Source organism: Streptomyces sp. NBC_00076 (assembly GCF_045041235.1).
Taxonomy (GTDB): domain Bacteria; phylum Actinomycetota; class Actinomycetes; order Streptomycetales; family Streptomycetaceae; genus Streptomyces.
The window spans coordinates 4,720,123-4,740,604 of sequence record NZ_CP108242.1 but is presented as its reverse complement, the minus strand read 5'-3'; the positions used below and the strand labels follow the sequence as shown (position 1 = coordinate 4,740,604).

Here is a 20,482-nt window from a genome sequence, read left to right as displayed (position 1 = left end):
AGTACGGGTGCCGGTCTCGGTGCCGGTGTTGCTGTTGGTCCCGGTCCCGGCTACGGCCAGGCCCCCGCCCTCACGGACTCAGCCGCTCCACCCGCCAGCTCCCGTCCGCCTCCGCCACATACCGCAACCGGTCGTGCAGCCGGTTCTCGCGGCCCTGCCAGAACTCCACCGCCTGCGGCGCCACCCGGAAACCGCCCCAGTGCGGCGGCACCGGCACCTGCTCGCCCTCCGGATAACGGGCACCCAGCTCCGCGTACGTCGCATCCAGCTCGGCCCGGTCCGCGACCACCGAGGACTGCGCGCTCGCCCACGCACCCAGCTGGGACCCGTGCGGACGGGAACGGAAGTACGCGGCCGTCTCATCCCGACCGGTACGCCGCGCGACGCCCGTCACGATGACCTGCCGGGCCATCGGATGCCAGGGAAACAGCAGCGCGACATACGGGTTCACCGCCAGATCGCGGGCCTTGCGGGACTCGTAGTTGGTGTAGAAGACGAAACCCTGCTCGTCGAAGGCCTTCAACAACACCGTCCGGGAACTGGGCCGGCCCTCCGCGTCCGCCGTGGACACGATCATGGCGTTCGGCTCGAACAACCGGCCCTCCGTCGCCGCCTGCCGGAACCAACGCGCGAACTGTTCCACAGGGGTGGCGGCCAGATCGGACTCCGCGAACCCCTCCGCCCGGTACTGCTGGCGCATCGAGGCGGGATGGAAGCGGTCGGGGCCGGGGGAGACGGCGTCTGCATCGGTCACGTGGTCATCCTGCCGTACACCGGACCACCGCACCGGAGGTGGCACTGAGTGCCGCGAACCCTCCCCAAAGGTGGCACTCGGCGATATGGTGCAGGTGCCATTCCGGTGGGGTGACCGTCGGCCCGGACGGGCACAACCGGAGTGACCGCCCAGGACCGCGAGTCCCCGCACAGGACCGTGGATCCACCGGCGCCACCTGTCGTACACATCACGAGGAGCCGCCTGATGTCCGACTTCGTACCCGGACTCGAAGGAGTCATCGCGTTCGAAACGGAGATCGCCGAACCCGACAAGGAAGGCGGCGCCCTGCGATACCGCGGCGTCGACATCGAGGACCTGGTCGGCCACGTCTCCTTCGGCAACGTCTGGGGCCTGCTCGTCGACGGCGCCTTCAACCCCGGCCTGCCACCCGCCGAACCCTTCCCCATCCCCGTCCACTCCGGCGACATCCGCGTCGACGTCCAGTCCGCCCTCGCCATGCTCGCCCCCGTCTGGGGCCTCAAGCCCCTCCTGGACATCGACGCCGCCCAGGCCCGCGCGGACCTCGCCCGCGCCGCCGTCATGGCCCTCTCCTACGTCGCCCAGTCCGCCCGCGGCCAAAGCCGGCCCATGGTCCCGCAACGCGAGATCGACAAGGCCCAGTCCGTCGTCGAACGCTTCATGATCCGCTGGCGCGGCGAGCCCGACCCGAAACACGTGGCCGCGGTCGACGCCTACTGGACGTCAGCCGCCGAACACGGCATGAACGCCTCCACCTTCACCGCCCGCGTCATCGCCTCCACGGGCGCCGACGTCGCCGCCGCACTCTCGGGCGCCGTCGGAGCCATGTCCGGCCCCCTGCACGGCGGAGCCCCCTCCCGGGTCCTCGGCATGATCGAGGAGATCGAACGCACCGGCGACGCCGAGGCCTACGTCAAACAAGCCCTCGACAACGGCGAACGCCTCATGGGCTTCGGCCACCGCGTCTACCGCGCCGAAGACCCCCGCGCCCGCGTCCTGCGCCGCACCGCCCGCGAACTCGGCGCGCCCCGCTTCGAGATCGCGGAGGCCCTGGAGAAGGCCGCCCTCGCCGAACTCCACGCCCGCCGCCCCGACCGCGTCCTCGCCACCAACGTCGAGTTCTGGGCCGCCATCGTCCTCGACTTCGCCGAGGTCCCGGCCCACATGTTCACCTCGATGTTCACCTGCGCCCGCACGGCAGGCTGGTCCGCCCACATCCTGGAACAAAAACGCACCGGCCGCCTGGTCCGCCCCTCGGCCCGCTACACCGGCCCGGGCACCCGCGACCCCCAGCAGATCGAGGGCTACGACGGCATCGCCCGCTGACGGCACGACTGGCTCTACACGCAGACGACCCGCGAGCTCGGGTCCCTCCGCCTTGCGGCGAAGAAGCCGGCCGGACGTACCGGCGAGCTCGCGGGTCGGGTGACTGCTTGGGATTGGGCCGGCTGCACGCGTCTCACACGCGCTGGTCCGGCACCGCACTCGGTGTGGTGACGGGCGCTAGCCCGCAGCCACCTCGCTTGTCCGGGTTTCATACATGTACCCGATCACCTCCTTTCCTGCGTAGGCCACAGCCTAGAAAGCGGTCCAACGCGAATCAACAGATTTTCCGGGATGTTGACCGCGCTGGTTCTGGCCGGCTGCTGTACCCGTATCCATCGCCCCGTTGCAGGAGCCGCAGATTCGCGTGGGAGACGTTGATCCGGCCTGCCGAGGTGCTCAGGCTGTGCTGTCCTCTGGCGCGGACAGAGATGCGCCCGCTCCACGTGCCTGCCCACTTGCCGGTAGGCACGGTGGCCCGTACGAGATCCCCCGTGACGTACCCGAAGTGCTGCTTGCCGCGAGCCCGCCGAAGCCGAGGGAACCCGAATCGGTCCGGAGTGGTGCGGGCATAGGACCCGCGTCCGGTGGCTTTGACGACGAGCACCTGGCCGGGGAGCCGCACAATGGCATCGCCGCTCTCGTGATCCAGTTGTCCGACGGACAGCGCGTCCAGGGTGTGTGTCTTCTCCAGTCCCATGGCGTCGCGGTTCCACTTGGTACGGCCGCCCGACCAGGTGTCTACGGGTCTGCCGAGATCGCTCAGCGCCTCCACCAGCTGCCACCGGGTCGCGTTGGCGGCGGCGTCACGGAGTGGCATGGAGAGCTTCTGGAGGATCTTCGCGAGACGCTCGGGCCGGTGGGCGAGGAAGGCCTCGACGGATGTGTTGCCCTTGGCCTGATTGCAGGGGACGCAGGCGAGGACGAGGTTGGAGATGCGGTTCGTGCCTCCTCGACTGCGGGGCCTGACGTGGTCGATGTTCAAGGGGACGCCGGTGGCGTCGCAGTAGGCGCAGGCTCTGTCCCACTTGGCGTGGAGGTAGGCGCGGGCCTCGGTTCCGGCGAGTGTGCCTTGCTGGTACTCGATTGCGGTCAGGGGCCTGCCGGCGCTCATGGCGTGGGTGTCGAAGGCGACGTGTTCGACGTGGATCTCGGTGACGGGTGCGTAGCGGCAGATTCGCGCTGTCTGGGAGAAGGTCGTGTCGACCCGGTGGCGGAGGGACGGCGGCAGCCATCCTGCGCGGCGGGGGCGGTTGTGGGGGCGGGGTGCGCGGTGGCGGAGGTTGACGGACCGGCGTCGGTGTCGGTATCCGGCGCGTTGTTGCATGGACCTGTGGATCTGGTCGCCGCGGTGCTGGAGTTCGATGGCCACGAGTCCGCGTCTCACGGTGACGACGGCTCCTTGCTGATCGATTTCCTTCTTCTCGTCGGTGAGGGAGAGGCCGGCGCCTTGGGAGCCGGGGTCGACGCGTAATTGCACGCCGGCGACTTCGGATTCGGCGTGGGTGCGGTCTTTGAGCCGGATGGTGAATGGCATCTGCCGCGCGACCACGGCTCGTCCATTGCCCAGGAGTTCGCGGGCACGGGCGGGGTGGCAGGGCATGAGGGGCTTTCCGTCCTTGGACAGTACGAAGACCCTGTTCGCGCCGATGCCGCCTGTGTAGGCCGGTTTGTGTGGGGGAGCGTCACCGCTCCCATTCTCTGCCGCCCTCGCTGCCGTGGCAGTGTTCTTGGCGTGACGCCGACGGGTTTCGGTGCTGTGCCCGTCGGTCTCCCCTCGCCCATGTTCCCGGCCGGTGCCTCGCGCGGTGGCGAGGTGTCCGTGAGCCGTTTCGTCCCTGCTCCCAGGGGTGTCTGCTCCCACGGATTCCAGAGCAGGCTGCTGAGGAAGCACAGCCTGGTGGGTCTGCTCACCTGCGGGGAACGTAGTCATCGGGGCACCTCCCTGATCTTGCGGATCGCGATGACTTGGGCTGGTCACTCGGCCTGGCTCTCGGCGAGAGACAGGACCAGCTTTGGGCTGGTGGAGGACTCTGCTGCGCAATTCGCTGCGGAGGTAAGGCCGGGTCGGCGATGATCGTTGGCGGGGTCGCCTTCCTGTCGTGTGGTCCTGGAGGCGGTACGGATGTCGATGCGGCCGGTGGGGTTGCCGGAGATCCCGGAACAGACGGTGGTGGTGGCCCGGGCGGCGTTCCCGAAGGGGAGCCTGGCGATACGGGCGCGGGATCGCCTCGCGGAGGTCTTCGTCGATGAGCCGTTCACGGAGGCGTTCGGGGTGCGCGGGGCGCCGGGACTGTAGCCGGGGGTGTTGTCGCTGGTGATGGTGTTGCAGTTCGCGGAGGGCCTGACGGATCGGCAGGCCGCGGCGATGGCGGTGCGGGCGATCGACTGGAAGTACGCGCTCGGTGCGGAGCTGCCGATGACGTACGCACCGCGGGACTTGGCGATCTGGACGGCGAGATGGCCGACGCCGCTTGGCTTCGGTGTGGCCGAGTGAGGCCGTGAGTGCGGGCACGACCGCCGGGCGACAGCGCACCCCGCCTGGACACACAGGATGCGTCCATCTCGGTCGGCCGCTCCGGCAGGCCCGGGTCCGACCGGCGGATTCTCGCGCGGCTGATCAAGCAGGCGAAATCGGCGACGATCCGTCGGCAGGAGTGTCTTCCGCCGCACCGAAACCCTGCAGGTGTTACTCGTCGAGGAACTGAAGGGCGTGCTTCAGGAACCGCTCGGGGTACTGGAACTGCGCTCCATGCCCGGCATCGGGGTAGATCAGCAGTTGAGCGTTGGGGATGTTCTGGGCGAGGTGCCAGGAGTTGATCGAGGCGATCATCACGTCGTTCTCGCCGTTGAGGACCAGCGTCGGCTGGGTGATCGCATTCAGGTGGGTGTAGGGATTCTCGCCCGGCAGCGGTTCCGCATAGGCGATCACCGCTTCGACCTGCGCCTGCGCGACTGCGGGCGAGGCCGGCGTGTCCTGGTCGGCCCGCTGGTGACGCCGCTCCCAGAAGGCCCGGCCGGCTTCGATCGCGGCTTCCGAGCGGCCGAAGAACAGGAAGAGGAAGTTCTCCAGGACGTGGACCGGATTCAGCGCGTGGTCAGGCACCTGGGGGTCACTCGTCGGGTCCCCGCCTCGGAGGCCGGTGCCGAGCAGGAGGAGCTTGCGCACCAGCTGAGGGTGGCGCAGCGTGACCTCCTGTACCTGGAAACCGCCGATCGAGAAGCCGAGCAGATCGACCTGCTCCAGCCCCAGCGCCCGGATGACCGCGGCGATGTCGTCGGCCATGTCCTCGATCCGGTTACGCGGCGTGCCGGATGACGAGGCGATGCCGCGCCCGTTGAACAGGATGACCTCGCGGCCTTCGGCCAGGCCGTCGGTGAGCAGGGGGTCCCAGTGGTCCATCCCTCCGCGGAAGTGCTGGACCAGGAAGATCGGGACGCCGGAGGGCTTGCCCCAGCGTCGGTAGGCGAATCGGTCGCCGTCGACCTCGATGTACTGAGTCGGTGCAGTCAGGTGTGTGTCACTCATGGCCTGGCCCTTTCTGTGGCGGGTGAGCAATACGATCACGGTCATAATCTAAAAAGTCAACCACTTTGATGTCGATCGACATCTATGTATGGTGGACTGCCGCGCGTCGACCGGAGAAGGGGGTGGCTGGACATGCGGGTCACCAAGGCACAGGCAGAGCGCAACCGTGCGCACATCGTCGCGACAGCCGCCAGGCTGTTCCGCGAGCGCGGCTACGACGGTGTCGGCGTGGCAGAACTGATGGCAGCCGCCGGGTTCACCCATGGCGGGTTCTACAAGCACTTCCGCTCCAAGGCCGACCTCATGACCGAAGCGTCCGCAACCGGGCTCTCACAGACCGCGGCACGGACAGAAGGTCTGAACCCCGCCGAGTTCGTCAAGAACTACGTCTCCCGGGAGCATCGCGACAGGCGCGATGACGGCTGCACCATCGCGGCCCTCAGCGGCGACGCCGCACGTCAGCCGGCGAACCTCAGAACAGAGTTCGCAGCCGGGATCGAGAACCTGCTGACGGCCCTTCAGTCCCAAAGCGCTACGCCGGGGGATGCGGACCAGCGCGCGGCCCGCACCACGGTGATCGACATGCTCGCCCATTCGATCGGCGCGATCGTGTTGTCGCGGGCATGCCCGGACGGTTCTCCGTTGGCGGACGAGATCCTCGATGTCTGCCGCAAGGAAATTCTCGCGTCACTGGCACACGGCAACAGCGACCAGCCGGAGGCACGGGGCCCGGGAGCCTGATCGCAGCCGACCGACGCACGCCCACGACAGGTGGCGTCGCCAGATGGCGGACCATGGCCGTGAGCTCATGGATGAGGCGCTTTCCAGGGCCCGCCGTGATGAGCGGGCATCGAGTACGTCGAGAGCCTGCACGTCAACGACCGCAATGACTTCTGCGGCGAGGCACGCGCCTTCGACATGGACCCCTCCCGATCTTCAGCGACCTGAGCGGGGTCACATTCAAACGGTGACGACGCCGCCGACTGCGTCGACACCACCGCATTAACCTGCACACTTCCGAACACCGACGCATCAACGCGCAGCTCACCCACGCCGATGACGAGACGATGACGGCGCGCCTTCTCGATGGCCTGCGCGCGATCGGGCACCGCACGCAGCGCGCCACGGGCCTTCCCGACGCCGTCAGGTGACGTACTCGTTCCTGTTCATGAAGGCCAGCGGGGACCAGTTGCGCGAGCTCACCCCGCTCATCGACGTCGGCACGATCCACCCCGTCGTCGACACCGCCTTCCCGTTCGAGTCGACCCGAGATGCGCTGGAGCAGGCCGAGAAGGGGCACGCGAAGGCCGGCGAGGTCGTCGTCAAGATTGCGTGAGGGAGCAGTCCTTTCCGGACCACATCTCTCAGGCACACCGGCAAAAGGGAGAAGCACCCTCATGAGTACCTATCTGTGGAGCGAGTGACCTCCTTTCCTCGGTGTGCATACAAAGCTATGGATGGAGCAGCGGTAAGGAGGTCTGATCCATGGATAGCCCACGTCTGTGCGAAAAACTCTGATTCGTCGAACAGGTAGCCGACATTGCTGCTAGACGTCGTCTTACGAGGGTCGCGAGACCGCCGACTGATCGCCTAGCGTTCCCGGCATGACGCAGACGGGTGGGGTGCGGCGGGCGATTCTCAGCGGGTCGACCTTCGAGGAGCAGATCGGGTACGCGCGGGCCGTGGTCGACGGGGACTGGGTGCATGTGTCGGGGACGACCGGGTTCGACTACGCGGCGATGACGATCTCCGACGATGTGGTGGAGCAGGCCGAGCAGTGTCTGCGCAATGTCGGGGCGGCGCTCGCGGAGGCGGGGTGTTCGTTCGCGGATGTGGTGCGGGTTCGGTATCTGTTGCCTGACCGGGAGGATTTCGAGCCGTGCTGGCCGGTGTTGCGGCGGGTGTTCGGGGAGGTGCGGCCGGCGGCGACGATGATGATGTGCGGGCTCGCGGATCCTCGTATGCGGATCGAGATCGAGGTGGACGCGAGAAGAGGGGCCGATGTCTGAGGTGCGTGTCGAGGCCGTCGTCGGCGACGTCATGTTGGAGGAGTGGCGGCATGTGCACAACGTGATCGTGCCGCCCGCCGCGCTGGGGCTGGGGGAGGTGCGGGAGCGGAGTGGGCGCTACCGGCTGGAGAACGCGTATCTGGGGGACGTGCTCGTGGGGTGCGCGACGGTCCGGCCGCCTGTGGGTGAGGAGGCCGTGGCGACGGTGATCGCGCGGGTGCTGCCCGGATTCCGGGGGCGGGGTTTCGGGACGGCGCTGTACGAACGGGGTCTCGCGCATGCGCGTGGGCTGGGTGCCCGGGTGATCGAGACGTGTGTGTTGGCCGTGAATGAGGAGGGGCTGCGGTTTGCCTCGGCTCGTGGTTTCGTCGAGGTTGAGCGGTATGTGGTGGAGGACGGCGGTGATCTCTGGGTTGACCTGCGACTTCCGTAGGTGTTGGACTGCTGGGGTCGGCGTCGGCGCGGACGTGGGCGCGTGCCCGGCGTACAACGATTCCTTCAATCTTGTGGGAACTTGGTGTGTGCTGCGTCACGTTCGAGTTGAATGATTGTTAGTGAGCGAACCGGCGTGCGGTGCACGCGGACGCGGCAGCCTGCAGGGGGTCCAGGTGAGTGCTTCCCGGCGTAGTGGGACCACCGACGAGATCGGGCCGGACGAGCCCGAGCGGGACGGTCCGGAGGGTTCGGACGGCTCGGATCTGCTGGCCGCGCTTCTCGATGGGATGGACGCTGCTCTGTGCGCGTTCGACGCGGACGGGGTGGTGACCCACTGGAACCGGGAGGCGGAGCGGATCCTCGGCTGGAGTGCGGAGGAGGCCGTGGGGCGGCACGGTTTCGCCGGGTGGGCGGTGCGCAGCGCGGACGCCGAGGAGGTCGAGGGGCGGCTGCTGTCGGCCATGGAGGCCCCGGGTCGTCAGGTGCACGAGTTCGCTCTGCTGACCAAGGACGGTGGACGGGTGCTCGTGCGGACGCAGTCGGCGGCTGTGCGCGGGCCCGACGGGAAGCCGGCCGGGGTGTACTGCGCGTTCAGTGAGGTGCACACGCAGATCGATCTGGAGCGGTCCATCGCTCTGAGTGAGGCGCTGTTCGAGGACGCTTCCTGGGGTGTGGTGCTCGTCGATGTCGATCTGCGGCCCGCGGTGGTCAACGCGCACGCGGCTCGGTCGTTGGGTGTGGGGCGTACGTCCGCGTTGGGGCGGCCGCTCGGTGATCTGCTCGTGCAGGGTGTGGAGGAGCTGGAGAGCGCGCTGGCGCATGTGCTGGCTGAGGGCGCGCCGCCGGCGCCGGCCGAGATCTGGGTGGGTGTGCGTACCCCGGAGGGCGAGAAGCGGCGTTGCTGGCGCTGTGGGTTCGTGCGGTTGGCTTCGCCGCTCGCGGAGGAGCCGGTGCCGCTGGGGGTGGGCTGGCTGTTCAACGACGTCACGGAGGCCAAGCAGAGTGAGCAGGAGGCTTCGCTGCTGCGGTTCCGTACGAATCAGTTGCACCGGGCGGCGCGGGCGGCCGCCGAGTGTGAGGACCCCCGGGAGGCGGCGACTGTCCATCTCGACTTCGCGCTCGCGGGCTTTGCCGATCACGCGTTGATCGACCGGGTGGCGGGCGGTGCGGTGGCTGACGGTGAGGACACGGGGCCGGTGCGTCTGGTGCGGGTCGCCGCGACGCCCTCGGGCGCGCCGGGGCCGAGCCCGTTGACCGGGCAGGCGGGGTTGCCGGTGCGGTACGGGGAGGGGCATCCGGCGTTGCAGTGTGTGGAGCGGGCCGGGGCGGTGCGGGCGAGCGTGGGGGCGGTGCGGGCCGAGGAGGCGCGGGAGTGGGCGCTGGCTCGGCAGTGGCCGGGGGACGCGGTGCACGCGTTGTGCGCGGTGCTGCGCAGTCGGGGTCGGACGCTGGGTGCCGTGACGTTTCTGCGGGGTGCCGGGCGGAGCCAGTTCGAGCGGGGCGACGCGGTGTACGCGGAGGATGTGGCCGTGCGGATCGCCGGGGCGTTGGATTTGGGCGAAGTGCTCGGTGGAGAGGGCCGGGGGTAGCGGTGGAGGGTGGAGAGGGCCGCCGGTAGCGGCAGCGGGCTGGGGGTGTCAGCGGCGGTAGAAGATGCGCTCGCCGTACTTGTCGAACACGCGCCTGTTCCATTCGTGGCCCCCGTCCACGTTCCCCGAGCGCAGCAGCGGCGGCTCGACGCCCCGGTCGGCCAGGGCGCCGGCGGCCGTGGCCATGACTGCCTGGAGGATGGCCGCGGTGACGACGGTGGAGGCCGGGGCGAAGGGGGCCGGGACGGTGTCGAGGGTGAGTTCCGCGTCGCCGATCGCGATCTTGGAGTCGAGGACGACGTCGCAGTGGTCCTTCAGGTACGTGCCTGAGGAGTGCCGGGACCGTGTCTCCGAGGCGTACGCCACCGATGTCACGCCGATGACCTTCACGCCCAGGGCACGTGCGCCCATGGCCATCTCCACCGGGAGCGCGTTGCGGCCGGAGAGCGAGATGATCACGAGGGCGTCGCCCGCGCGGAGCGGTGAGCAGTCCAGGACGGCGCTCGCGAGGCCGTCGACGCGTTCCAGGGCGGAGCCGAGGGTGGCCGGCATGACGTCCACGCCGACGACACCGGGGACGGCCAGCAGGTTCATCAGGGCGAGGCCGCCGGCGCGGTAGACGACGTCCTGGGCGGCGAGCGAGGAGTGACCGGCGCCGAAGGCGAACAGGCGTCCGCCGGAGGTCACGGTGTCCGCGAGGAGGTTCCCGGCCGCTTCGACGGACGAGGCCTCCTCGTCCCGGACCCGCCGCAGCAGGTCGATCGCGGCGTCGAAGAACTGACCGGACAGCGTGCCGTCGCTCATGCGGGCCCCTTCGGAGCTCAGGTGGATGTCGAGGTGCGTGTCGAGGTGCGTGGGGACGTGCGTGTCGAGGCGGGGGAGACGTGGCCGGCGAGGCGCGTGTCGGGGCGTCTGTGCCGCGGATCACCGTGCGGTCTGGACCAGTGGGATGTCAATACGGCCGCGCGGGGCCGCTTCGTAACGCCTTGGTTCCAACGGCGCGGCACGGTTGTCGGTGGTATCCGGCAGAATTGGGTCCAGGGCCAGCGCACGAGCCGCGAAGCTGTCGTGCTTCGGGCAGATCTCATCAAGGGGCACGTATGTCCGGACTGATCGACACCACGGAGATGTATCTCCGCACCATCCTCGAGCTGGAGGAGGAAGGTGTGGTCCCCATGCGTGCCCGGATCGCCGAGCGGCTCGACCAGAGCGGGCCGACGGTCAGCCAGACGGTGGCGCGGATGGAGCGTGACGGCCTGGTGGGCGTCGCCACCGACCGCCATCTGGAGCTCACCGACGAGGGGCGCAGGCTGGCCACCCGTGTGATGCGCAAGCACCGGCTCGCCGAGTGCCTGCTGGTCGATGTGATCGGTCTGGAGTGGGAGCAGGTGCACGCCGAGGCGTGTCGCTGGGAGCACGTGATGAGCGAGGCCGTCGAGCGGCGCGTGCTGGAGCTGCTGCGGCACCCCACCGAGTCGCCGTACGGCAACCCGATCCCGGGTCTGGAGGAGCTCGGCGAGAAGGACGGCGCCGATCCCTTCCTCGACGAGGGCATGGTGTCGCTCGCCGACCTCGATCCCGGCCTGGAGGGCAAGACGGTCGTGGTGCGCCGGATCGGCGAGCCGATCCAGACGGACGCGCAGCTGATGTACACGCTGCGTCGGGCGGGCGTGCAGCCCGGTTCGGTGGTGAGCGTGACGGAGTCGGCGGGCGGGGTGCTCGTGGGCAGCGGAGGCGAGGCGGCCGAGCTGGTGTCGGACGTCGCCTCGCACGTGTTCGTCGCGAAGCGCTGAGCCGGACGCCTACTGCCGGACGCGGGATGCCGGACGCGGGACGCGGGACGCGGGATTCGGGGTGCCGGACACCTGGCGTCGGACGCCGGAACGCCCGACGCCGGAACGCCCGACGCCGGAACGCCCGACGCCGGAACGCCCGACGCCGGAACGCCCGACGGTCGACGCCGGACGCCGGAGCCCCGCGCCTCGGCCGAGCGGAGTGGTTCATTCCACTCAGTGTTCGTCAACTCCTGGTGACAGGGAGGTAGTTGTGGCGCTCCGGCGATCTCGTCGAATCCGAGATTCAGTGCGCCGAATCGCAGCGTTGGGACGCTTCGCGTGCGAGGCTGTCGCGTGAGGCATATGACCTGAGGGGCTCTTGGCGCGGGGCGGCGGTGGTGCCGTCCGGCCGGGGAGGGGGCGGGGATGATGTGCCGTGAACATGGAGAGGGCCCCGGCGCCGTGTGGCGCCGGGGCCTGTCCTCCCCTGTGCTGACCCGGAGCCCCGAGCTCTCAGGGTCATCCCCTGCGGACCGATTTCCCCGAGCGGTCCGCCTCCCGCTGAAGATCTCCCCGCGGTGGCGGCGATCATTCCTTGAGCGGGGTCACTCGAACGAGGGGTGTTGCCGGTGATATGGCGTTTCTCGAATAGGCATTCGATAGTCTTCGGGTGACGCATCACGCGGAATCTGCGCTTCAGGGGTGTGGGCAGGCACGACAGGCACGGTAGGCAGGACGCGGTTCACAGGACCGTCCGCCCCGAGTGGGAGCGGGCGGTCCGAGCGGAGCTAGGGGGGTGCCAGACCTATGGCGCGACGCATCGACGTGACCGGGGCGGGCGGCGTACGCCTTGCGGCCTGGGAGTTCGGCGACCCTCCCAAGACCGATCCGGCGACGGACGGTCTGGGGGAGATCGAGCGGGGCCCGGGGGTGCTGTTATTGCACGGGCTGATGGGACGGGCCTCTCACTGGGCGTCCACCGCCCGCTGGCTCTCCGAGCGGCACCGAGCCGTCGCCCTCGACCAACGCGGCCACGGCCAGAGTGAAAAGCCCCCGCGGGCGGCCTTCACCCGCGAGGCCTATGTCGAGGACGCCGAGGCCGCCCTCGAACAGCTCGGCCTCGGCCCGGCCGTCCTCGTCGGGCATGCCATGGGCGCCCTGACCGCCTGGCAGCTCGCCGCCAAACGTCCCGACCTGGTCCGCGGGCTGGTCATCTGCGACATGCGGGCCTCCGCGCTCGGCTCCGCCTCGCAGCGCGAATGGGAGAACTGGTTCAAGGCCTGGCCGGTCCCCTTCACCACCCTCGCCGACGTCCGCAAGTGGTTCGGCGAGGACGACCCCTGGGTGGAGCGCCCGACCCCGTCCCGCGGCGAGTTCTACGCCGAGGCCATGCAGGAGTCACCCGACGGCTGGCGCCCGGTCTTCGAACCGGAGCAGATGCTGAAGTCCCGCGAGACCTGGGTGTACGACGCGCACTGGGAGGAGCTCACCCAGGTGCGGTGCCCCGCCCTGGTGGTCCGCGGACTGGACGGCGAGCTTGGCCGCGCCGAGGCCCAGGAGATGGTCCGGGTCCTGCCCCAGGGCCAGTACGCGGAGGTCACGAACGCCGGCCACCTGCTCCACTACGACCAGTGGGAGGCCCTACGGGGCGCCATCGAACCGTTCCTGGACGGCGTCCCCACCGACCTCAAGGGCTGACCCGCCCGCCCCCTCAGCTCACCCCTTGCTGACCGCCACCAGGATCTCCGGCAGCTGCCGAGCCGTCCGCGGCGCCGCCAGTCGCAGGCCTCCCAGCGTGACCACCGTCCCGTAGACCGCCCCCACCGGCAGGAGCAGCCAACTCCACTCGTCGCCGCCTTCGCTGACGTTCAGCCAGATCGTCCCGGCGATGACGGGGGCGCACAGCAGGGCGGCCGACACCATGCCGCCGAGCACGGCCATGAAGGCCAGCCCGGACTGCCCGGGGGCCACGTTCTTGTAGCCCTCCTGAGGGATGGAGTACGGGAAACGCGCCGACGTCCACGCGCCGGTCGCCAGCATCGCGCCGAGCAGCGCGAACGACAGTCCGAGCACCTCGGGCAGCTTCGGCCAGTCACCGAGCAGCGCGGTCGTCAGGACGGTCACGACGGTCGCGTACGGCAGGGTGATCGCCAGCAGCGCGAGCGCCCGCGCGCGCAGCTCGACGTACGCGTCCCGGGTCGACGAGATCGTCATCGCGACCATCCAGAACGCGGACGTGTCCTGGCCGAACTGGTTGTACATCTGCACGCCGAGCATCCCGGCGGCGAAGCACGCGAAGTAGATCGAGCCGGTGCCCTGCATCGCGTTGAACACCGGCACGATCAGACCGATGGCGAGGGAGGTCACCCAGGCCGCCTTGGTCTTGGGGTCGCGCCAGACATAGCGCAGGCTGCGCTCCATGACCGTGCCGGTCCGTCCGCCGGGCAGCAGCCGGGACAGTCCGGCCGAGTTCCGCCCGCGGGCCTTGGAGTCGGCGGCCTGGAGGGTGGAGCCGTCCGGCGCGGTCATCAGCCGGGTCAGATGCCGGGACCACACGACGAGCAGCGCCACCAGGGCCGCGGCGGTCAGCGCGAGCTGGAGGACGGCGACACCGTACGACCCCTCGCTCGCGGAGTTCGCCGCGCCGATCGCCGAAGCGGGCGGCACCCACTTCAGCACGTCGGCCGGACCGTCGAGCTGGGCCAGCCCGCCCGAGCCCAGCCGCTGCGCGCCGAAGTTCACGACCTGCGCCCCGACCGCGATGACCAGTCCGCTCAGCACCGCCAGATCGCGGCCCTTGCGGCTGGTCAGCAGCCGGATGTTGGCGACGGCCACGGTCCGCGCGAGAGCCACGCACACCAGCAGCGCGAGAACCACGCCGACGACGCCGACGACGTACGCCACACCGCCGTGCGCGACCGACACGACGGAACCGGCGAGCATGCACACCGTGAACAGCGGCCCGATCCCGACCAGTGAGGCCACGAGCAGCGCCCTGACCAGCGGGCGGGGCCGCAGCGGCAGCATCACCAGCCGGGTCGGGTCGAGGGTCTCGTCGCCGCTGGGGAAGAACAGGGGCATCACCGCCCAGCCGCCCGTGAGGACCGCCACCAGCAGCACCACCAGCGACCCGGCGTGCGCGTGCCCGCGCAGCGCCACCAGGCCGATCAGCTGCAGCACGGAGAACAGCAGCACGGCGACGGCCGAACCGATGTACGCGGCCCGCCGCCCGGCGGACTGCTTCAGCCCGTTCCTCAGCAGCGACAGTTTCAGTCGTACGACGACGGCGGTGACGTCCGTGACGGGGGTGCGGCCGGCGCTCACCGGGCCGCCCCGCCGCCCAGCCAGTCGAGATCGGAACCGGTGTCCCGGGCGCCCGCACCGACGAGTTCGAGGAACGCCCGCTGCAAGGAGGGCGCGTCGCCCCGTACCTCGGCGAGGGTTCCCTGGGCGCGGATGCGACCGGCGGCCATGACGGCCACCCAGTCGCACAGCGACTCGACGAGCTCCATCACATGGGAGGAGAAGACGACGGTGGCGCCGGACGCGGTGTACCGCTCCAGCACGCCTCGGATGGTCTGCGCCGACACCGGATCGACGCCCTCGAACGGTTCGTCGAGGAAGAGCACCTCGGGATTGTGGAGGAGGGCGGTCGCGAGTCCGATCTTCTTGCGCATGCCGGTCGAGTAGTCGACGACGAGCTTGTGCTGGGCCCCGGCGAGATCGAGGACGTCGAGGAGCTGCGTCGCCCGCTTGTCGACCTCGGCTGCGGGCAGGCCGCGCAACCGCCCGTTGTAGCTCAGCAGTTCCCGCCCCGACAGCCGCTCGAACAGCCTCAGTCCCTCGGGCAGCACCCCGATCCGGGCCTTGACCTCCACCGGGTCCCGCCACACGTCGTGCCCGACCACCTCCACGGAGCCCTGATCGGGCCTGAGCAGCCCGGTCACCATCGACAGGGTGGTGGTCTTGCCGGCGCCGTTCGGCCCGACGAGCCCGATGAACTTCCCGGCGGGCAACGCCAGATCGATCCCGGCGACGGCGACCTGCTGCCCGAACCGCTTCCAGAGCCCCTGCACACGTACGGCGGCTGATCCCACCACTGCTCCCGACGTCATGCCTGAACCCTACGGTCCGGCACTGCGCCTGCGGAGCGCGGGGAAAGCCTGGCCTGACGGCGGGGCCCGGACGGCGAGGCAGCTCTACCGTTCCCGTCCTACCGTTCCCGTCCTACCGTTCCCGTCCTGGCAGTTCGGCCCTACCGGTTCGGTCCTACCGGTTCGGTCCTACCTCCCGCCCTACCGCTCGAGTCCTACCGATCCCGCCCGCACGCGTACGCCAGCGGTGAGATCAACTCCTCGGCGTCCGGCAGCCACCGGTTCGCGGCCGTGGGCCGGCAGGCCCACTGCACGGCACCCGAGGACCCGAACCGCGTGGGCGGCCCGGCGACGTACGCCCCCTCGCCCAGCGTGACGAGGTCGAGTGAGGACGGAGCCCAGCCCAGCTTGCGTACTAGTTCCGGCACCTTCACCGACGCCCCCGGCAGCACGAAGAACTGCATCCGCCGGTCCGGCGTCAGCGTCACCGGCCCCAGCGTCAGCTGCATCCGCTCCATCCGGGCCAGCGCGAGGAACCCCGCCGTCTCCGGCACGGAGATGGCGTCGAACGTCCGCCCCGTCGGCAGCAGGATCGACGCCGTCGGCTGCTTCTGCCACATCCGGCGCGCGACGGTCGCACTGCCCGTGGCCTGCGACGACCAGTCCGCACGCGCCGGATGCGCGCCGGGGGCGGCGCACGCGGTGTCCTCGCACGAGCAGCGCTGCTCCCCCTCGACGGCTTCCAGCCAGGTCCCGGGAAAGACGTCCCAGTGGCGCTCCTCGGCGTAGCGGACGGCTGTCTCCAGCAGCGATTCCCCGCGCTGCTTCGGAATCTGAGCGGCTTCGGTACTCACGATCGTCTCTTCCACGTTCCACTCAACTCCCGCGCCCACCTGGAGTTACGGCCGGTTCGAAGCCAGGGACCGTGCGCGGGGGAGGAGCATCGATTCCGCAGCCGGGGCGCATGGGGGCATGTGCGGGGGCGCGCAGGAGGAACCGAGGCGTGACGTGGGTAGCCAGGTACGGGGGCGGCAACTGCCTTTACCCCGGCAATCCTCACATGCCTCGCATTTTAGCAGCGTTTGTGGGGCATTGATCTTCACGGCCGGATCTTTTCGTTCCTGACGAGGCAGCGAGTTCAGAAGTCCGTCCGTGGAAGACACGTCAACTCGGTGCGTGGGCAGGCACCGCAGCCACAGGGGGTACGCCATGGCCGCAAGGCCTCTCGTCGCGCGGCAACCGAACGAGCGGTTGCAGGCGCTCATCCAGGAAGCGGGCTGCTCGAACGCCGGGCTCGCCCGCCGGGTCAACATGTGCGGTGCGGAGCACGGTCTCGACCTGCGTTACGACAAGACGTCCGTGGCGCGCTGGCTGCGTGGACAGCAGCCGCGCGGACGCGCTCCGGCGATCATCGCGGAGGCACTCGGCCGCAAACTCGGCCGTACGGTCACGATCGACGAGATCGGCATGGCCAACGGCAAGAACCTCGCCTCGGGCGTCGGCCTGCAGTTCTCGCCGACGGTGCTGGGGGCCATCGAGCAGGTGTGTGAGCTGTGGCGCAGCGACGTGGGCCGCCGGGACTTCCTGTCCGGCTCGTCCGTCGCCGCGTCGGCGCTCGTCGAGCCCAGCCGTGACTGGCTGATCTCCGCGCCGGACTCGCAGGTCTCGCGCGCGGCCGGGCCCCGGGTGGGGCCGTCCGACGTCGCGGCGGTGCGGGCGATGACCCAGGCGCTGGTCGACCTGGACCACCAGTACGGCAGCGGGCATGTGCGCCCGGTGGTGGTGCACTACCTCAACAGCGTGGTCTCCGGGCTGCTGGCGGGCTCGTACCGTGAGGCGGTCGGCCGGGACCTGTTCGCCGCGGTGGCCCGACTCACCGAACTCGCCGGCTACATGGCCGTCGACACCGGTCAACCGGGCCTCGCGCAGCGGTACTACATCCAGGCGCTGCGCCTCGCGCAGGCGGCCGGCGACCGTGGCTACGGCGGGTACATCCTTGCCGCGTCGATGAGTCACCTCGCCGCGCAGCTCGGAAACCCGCGGGAGATCGCGCAGTTGGCGCGGGCGGCGCAGGAGGGGGCGCGTGGACGCGTGACCCCGCGTGCGGAGGCGATGTTCCACGCGGCCGAGGCGCGCGGGCACGCGTTACTGGGTGACGCGCGGTCGGCCCAGTCGGCGTCCGGGCGCGCGGTGGACGCGCTGGAGCAGGCGGACCCGTCCGCCGGGGACGACCCGGTGTGGATCGCGCACTTCGACGAGGCCTATCTGGCCGACGAGTTGGCGCACTGCCACCGGGACCTGGGGCAGGCCGAGGCGGCGGCGCGGTGTGCGCAGGAGTCCCTGGACGGGCACCCCGAGTCGCGGGCCCGCCGCAGGGCGATCGGCTATGTGCTGCTCGCCACCGCGCAGGTGCAGCAGCGGGAGGTGGAACAGGCGTGCAATACCGGCCTGAAGGCGGTTGAGTTGCTGGAGACCCTCCGCTCCAACCGGGGCGCCGAGTACCTGGACGACTTCCAGCAGCGCCTGGAGCCGTTCCGGGACGAGCCGGTGGTGATGGAGTTCGGGGAGCGCCTGGATCTGCAGGTGGCGGCGTGAAACACGGCGGTACGAGAGTGTGAACGAACGGGAAACGAAGGCGCGGGTGGGGAAAGGGGGCTGAATACAGCGGATGGGGGCAGGTTTACGGCACCACGGACATCGGGTCGTGTGCGTGGATCTGTTACGGCGGTCACAGGGACCCAGGTCACGGCCTGAGCTGCGTAGCACCGTGCTCTGGGGACCCGGTAGCGTGAGCCGACGATTCCGCAAGTCCCCCATTCGTAGGAGTCCCGGTGACGCAGAGTGGACAGGGCGAGGAGCCCTCGGCGCGCGAAGCGCGCGAAGGCATCGTGCTGCCCTCCGACGGTGGGGAACCCCTGCTGCCGGGCACGACAGGCGGATACGGCGGCGGGCGGCCGAACCCCGCCGCTCCGGCACCCGACGCGGCGTACGGCCGCCAGTCCGGTGAACCGTACGACCAGGCATCGGGCTCGGCGCCGGGCCAGGCGCCCGGGGCGGCGTACGGGCAGGCATCTGGACAGGCCTATGGGCAGGCATCTGGACAGGCCTATGGGCAGGAGCCGGGATCGACGTACGGCATGAGGCCCGGGTCGGCGTACGGGCAGCCGAACGATCAGACGTACGGCGAGACCTACGGCCAGACGTACGGTCAGCCGCACGACCAGGCGCACGGTCAGATACCGGGGCAGACGTCGGGCCAGACGCCGGGTCAGGGTTCCGGCCCGGTCTCGACGCCGGCCGGTGGTCAGGCCTGGGGCACGCCGTGGGGCCCGGACCAGCAGCAGGCTCAGGCCCCGGCCGCGCAGCCGGAACAGGGCTGGTCGGCTCCGCCCGCCCAGTCCTGGAATACCTCCGACTCCGGCCACCAGGCACCGTCCGCCGGCTGGGGAGCGCCGGAATCGCCCGCAGGGGCGGCGTCCCAGGCCCTTCCTCCGGAGGGCGGGCCGTCCTCGGCCTACGGCTCCCCCGCAGCGGGATCCGCCCAGGACCCGCCCACCTCCTACTACCTGCCCCCCGTCGGCCAGGGCACCCCACCGCCCCCCGCCGACGCCTACGGATCAGCCGCCGCCGGCGCGCCCCTGCCGTCCGCGGCACAGGACACCCCCCGCTCCGCCCAGCCGGCCGTCCGCCACTCCGCCCCCGGCGCCGCTCCCCTTCCGCCGGCCGACGAGGGCGCCACCCAGTACATCCCGCCGGTCCCCACCGGGGCCGGAGAGGTCGGAACGGGGTATCCCGGCCAGAACCCCGCGGCCGCGAGTGAGGGTGCGACCCAGTACATGCCGTCGGTCGGGCCCGGCGCGCTGCCGCCCGAGGCGGGATCCGAGTCGCCCGCCGAGGCGACCCAGTTCCTCGGACGCGCACCCCAGGGCGGCACCTCCCGGCCGGGCGCCGGACCGCTGCCGCCCGCCGCCGGAGCCGGACCGCTGCCGCCCGCCGGCGGACCCGACGCCGAGGCGACGCAGTACATCGCTCCCGTGCCCGGACAGCAGCCCCAAGGTGCGCCCTACGGCGGACCACAGGGCGGGGACCGGCAGCCGCCCGCCGAGTTCGACAACCTGTTCCGCGGCGGCCCGGCCGACGAGACGGCCGGCGCGACCCAGCAGATGCCCCGCTTCCAGCAGCCCGGGGCCACCTCCGGCGCCCAGCCGCCGTACGGACAGTCCGCGCAGCCGTCGCACGCCCCGCCCGGCGGCGGTGGACGCAGCGGCACGTACGACGACGGGGACGACGGTCGTGGTGGCCGCGGCGGCCGGCGCGGATCGCGGGTGCCGGTGATCGCCGCCGTCGGTGTCGGTATCGCCGTCCTCGGTATCGGGGCGGGCGCGCTGCTCGCCGGTGGCGGGGACGACAGCAAGAAGGGGGCCGACAAGAACCAGACCGTCTCCGCGACGGCGCCCGCGTCCGACGGTTCCGCCTCGCCGTCCGCCGATCCGGCCGAGCAGCAGGCCGTCGCCCTGGACAAGCTGCTCGCGGACAGCGGCGGCAGCCGGACGACGGTGATCAACGCCGTGGAGGACGTGAAGTCCTGCGACAACCTGGGCCAGGCGGCCAAGGACCTGCGGGGCGCCGCCCAGCAGCGCACCGGTCTGGTGACCCAGTTGTCCAAGCTCGCGGTCGACAAGCTGCCCGACCACGCCGCGCTGACCGACGCCCTCACCAAGGCGTGGCAGGCGTCCGCGTCGGCCGACAACCACTACGCGGCCTGGGCGGACCAGACGGCCGGCAAGAAGGGCTGCAAGAAGGGCCAGGCACGCGTCACCGGCCAGACCCAGGCCGCCAACCGCGCGAGCGGCACCGCCAGCACCGAGAAGGTCAGGGCGGCCAAGCTGTGGAACGCGATCGCGAAGTCGTACGGCCTGACCCAGCGCCAGCCGACCCAGCTGTAACCAGGTCCGGGACCCGGCCCGGCCGGGT

Annotated in this window: 17 protein-coding genes and 1 pseudogene; 11 read left to right on the top strand and 7 right to left on the bottom strand. The window is 70.5% G+C overall.

From position 1 onward, the window contains the following. Nucleotides 1-70 precede the first annotated feature (70 nt). On the bottom strand, nucleotides 71-754 hold the full coding sequence (gene pdxH / locus OHA64_RS21375) for a pyridoxamine 5'-phosphate oxidase (protein WP_405615390.1): 684 nt from the start codon (nucleotides 752-754) through the stop codon (nucleotides 71-73). Nucleotides 755-979: 225 nt separating this feature from the next. On the opposite strand from pdxH, the gene OHA64_RS21370 reads away from it, so the two are divergent. Continuing rightward, nucleotides 980-2,080 carry a citrate synthase 2 gene (locus OHA64_RS21370; RefSeq protein ID WP_405615388.1) on the top strand — a complete coding sequence of 367 codons (1,101 nt, stop codon included), beginning with the start codon at nucleotides 980-982 and terminating at the stop codon, nucleotides 2,078-2,080. Nucleotides 2,081-2,354: 274 nt separating this feature from the next. Here OHA64_RS21370 and iscB read toward each other — a convergent pair whose 3' ends face one another. Then, nucleotides 2,355-3,704, bottom strand: coding sequence for an RNA-guided endonuclease IscB (iscB, locus tag OHA64_RS21365; RefSeq protein ID WP_405624043.1), 1,350 nt, complete (start codon nucleotides 3,702-3,704; stop codon nucleotides 2,355-2,357). A gap of 498 nt (nucleotides 3,705-4,202) precedes the next feature. On the opposite strand from iscB, the pseudogene OHA64_RS21360 reads away from it, so the two are divergent. Then, nucleotides 4,203-4,493 (top strand): annotated as a pseudogene (locus tag OHA64_RS21360) (transposase); the annotation flags it as partial. Between the two features lie 273 nt (nucleotides 4,494-4,766). Here OHA64_RS21360 and OHA64_RS21355 read toward each other — a convergent pair. Continuing rightward, nucleotides 4,767-5,606, bottom strand: coding sequence for an alpha/beta fold hydrolase (locus OHA64_RS21355; protein WP_046706109.1), 840 nt, complete (start codon nucleotides 5,604-5,606; stop codon nucleotides 4,767-4,769). Nucleotides 5,607-5,738: 132 nt separating this feature from the next. Between OHA64_RS21355 and OHA64_RS21350 the strand changes: the two genes are divergently transcribed. The 5 genes from OHA64_RS21350 (at nucleotide 5,739) to OHA64_RS21330 (ending at nucleotide 9,639) form a co-directional block, all read left to right on the top strand. Beyond that, complete coding sequence (locus OHA64_RS21350; protein WP_060902861.1) at nucleotides 5,739-6,347, top strand: TetR/AcrR family transcriptional regulator; 609 nt, start codon at nucleotides 5,739-5,741, stop codon at nucleotides 6,345-6,347. Between the two features lie 406 nt (nucleotides 6,348-6,753). After that, nucleotides 6,754-6,942 carry a zinc-binding dehydrogenase gene (locus tag OHA64_RS21345; protein WP_405615386.1) on the top strand — a complete coding sequence of 63 codons (189 nt, stop codon included), beginning with the start codon at nucleotides 6,754-6,756 and terminating at the stop codon, nucleotides 6,940-6,942. A gap of 268 nt (nucleotides 6,943-7,210) precedes the next feature. Then, entirely contained in the window at nucleotides 7,211-7,615 is a 405-nt protein-coding gene (locus OHA64_RS21340) for a RidA family protein (RefSeq protein WP_405615384.1), read from the top strand. Next, complete coding sequence (locus OHA64_RS21335; protein WP_405615382.1) at nucleotides 7,608-8,048, top strand: GNAT family N-acetyltransferase; 441 nt, start codon at nucleotides 7,608-7,610, stop codon at nucleotides 8,046-8,048. Before OHA64_RS21340 ends, OHA64_RS21335 begins: the two co-directional genes overlap by 8 nt. 175 nt (nucleotides 8,049-8,223) lie before the next feature. Continuing rightward, nucleotides 8,224-9,639, top strand: coding sequence for a PAS domain-containing protein (locus tag OHA64_RS21330; RefSeq protein WP_405615380.1), 1,416 nt, complete (start codon nucleotides 8,224-8,226; stop codon nucleotides 9,637-9,639). 48 nt (nucleotides 9,640-9,687) lie between these two features. On the opposite strand, the gene OHA64_RS21325 is transcribed toward OHA64_RS21330, so the two are convergent. Then, nucleotides 9,688-10,443, bottom strand: coding sequence for an SIS domain-containing protein (locus OHA64_RS21325; RefSeq protein WP_405615378.1), 756 nt, complete (start codon nucleotides 10,441-10,443; stop codon nucleotides 9,688-9,690). A gap of 296 nt (nucleotides 10,444-10,739) precedes the next feature. Between OHA64_RS21325 and OHA64_RS21320 the strand changes: the two genes are divergently transcribed. After that, nucleotides 10,740-11,432 carry a metal-dependent transcriptional regulator gene (locus tag OHA64_RS21320; RefSeq protein WP_362449456.1) on the top strand — a complete coding sequence of 231 codons (693 nt, stop codon included), beginning with the start codon at nucleotides 10,740-10,742 and terminating at the stop codon, nucleotides 11,430-11,432. 789 nt (nucleotides 11,433-12,221) lie between these two features. After that, nucleotides 12,222-13,112 carry an alpha/beta fold hydrolase gene (locus OHA64_RS21315; RefSeq protein ID WP_405615376.1) on the top strand — a complete coding sequence of 297 codons (891 nt, stop codon included), beginning with the start codon at nucleotides 12,222-12,224 and terminating at the stop codon, nucleotides 13,110-13,112. Nucleotides 13,113-13,130: 18 nt separating this feature from the next. On the opposite strand, the gene OHA64_RS21310 is transcribed toward OHA64_RS21315, so the two are convergent. The 3 genes from OHA64_RS21310 to OHA64_RS21300 form a co-directional block, all read right to left on the bottom strand. Further along, nucleotides 13,131-14,738 carry a transporter gene (locus OHA64_RS21310; RefSeq protein WP_405615374.1) on the bottom strand — a complete coding sequence of 536 codons (1,608 nt, stop codon included), beginning with the start codon at nucleotides 14,736-14,738 and terminating at the stop codon, nucleotides 13,131-13,133. Then, complete coding sequence (locus tag OHA64_RS21305; protein WP_405615372.1) at nucleotides 14,735-15,529, bottom strand: ABC transporter ATP-binding protein; 795 nt, start codon at nucleotides 15,527-15,529, stop codon at nucleotides 14,735-14,737. The genes OHA64_RS21310 and OHA64_RS21305 overlap by 4 nt, the downstream gene beginning before the upstream one ends. A gap of 194 nt (nucleotides 15,530-15,723) precedes the next feature. After that, on the bottom strand, nucleotides 15,724-16,377 hold the full coding sequence (locus OHA64_RS21300) for a bifunctional DNA primase/polymerase (RefSeq protein WP_405615370.1): 654 nt from the start codon (nucleotides 16,375-16,377) through the stop codon (nucleotides 15,724-15,726). Between the two features lie 340 nt (nucleotides 16,378-16,717). Here OHA64_RS21300 and OHA64_RS21295 point away from each other — a divergent pair, with 340 nt between their 5' ends. Beyond that, nucleotides 16,718-18,103, top strand: coding sequence for a transcriptional regulator (locus OHA64_RS21295; protein WP_405615367.1), 1,386 nt, complete (start codon nucleotides 16,718-16,720; stop codon nucleotides 18,101-18,103). Between the two features lie 236 nt (nucleotides 18,104-18,339). Further along, a complete protein-coding gene (locus tag OHA64_RS21290; protein ID WP_405615365.1) occupies nucleotides 18,340-20,454 on the top strand; it encodes a hypothetical protein in 2,115 nt (704 codons plus the stop codon). The last annotated feature ends 28 nt before the right edge of the window (nucleotides 20,455-20,482 follow it).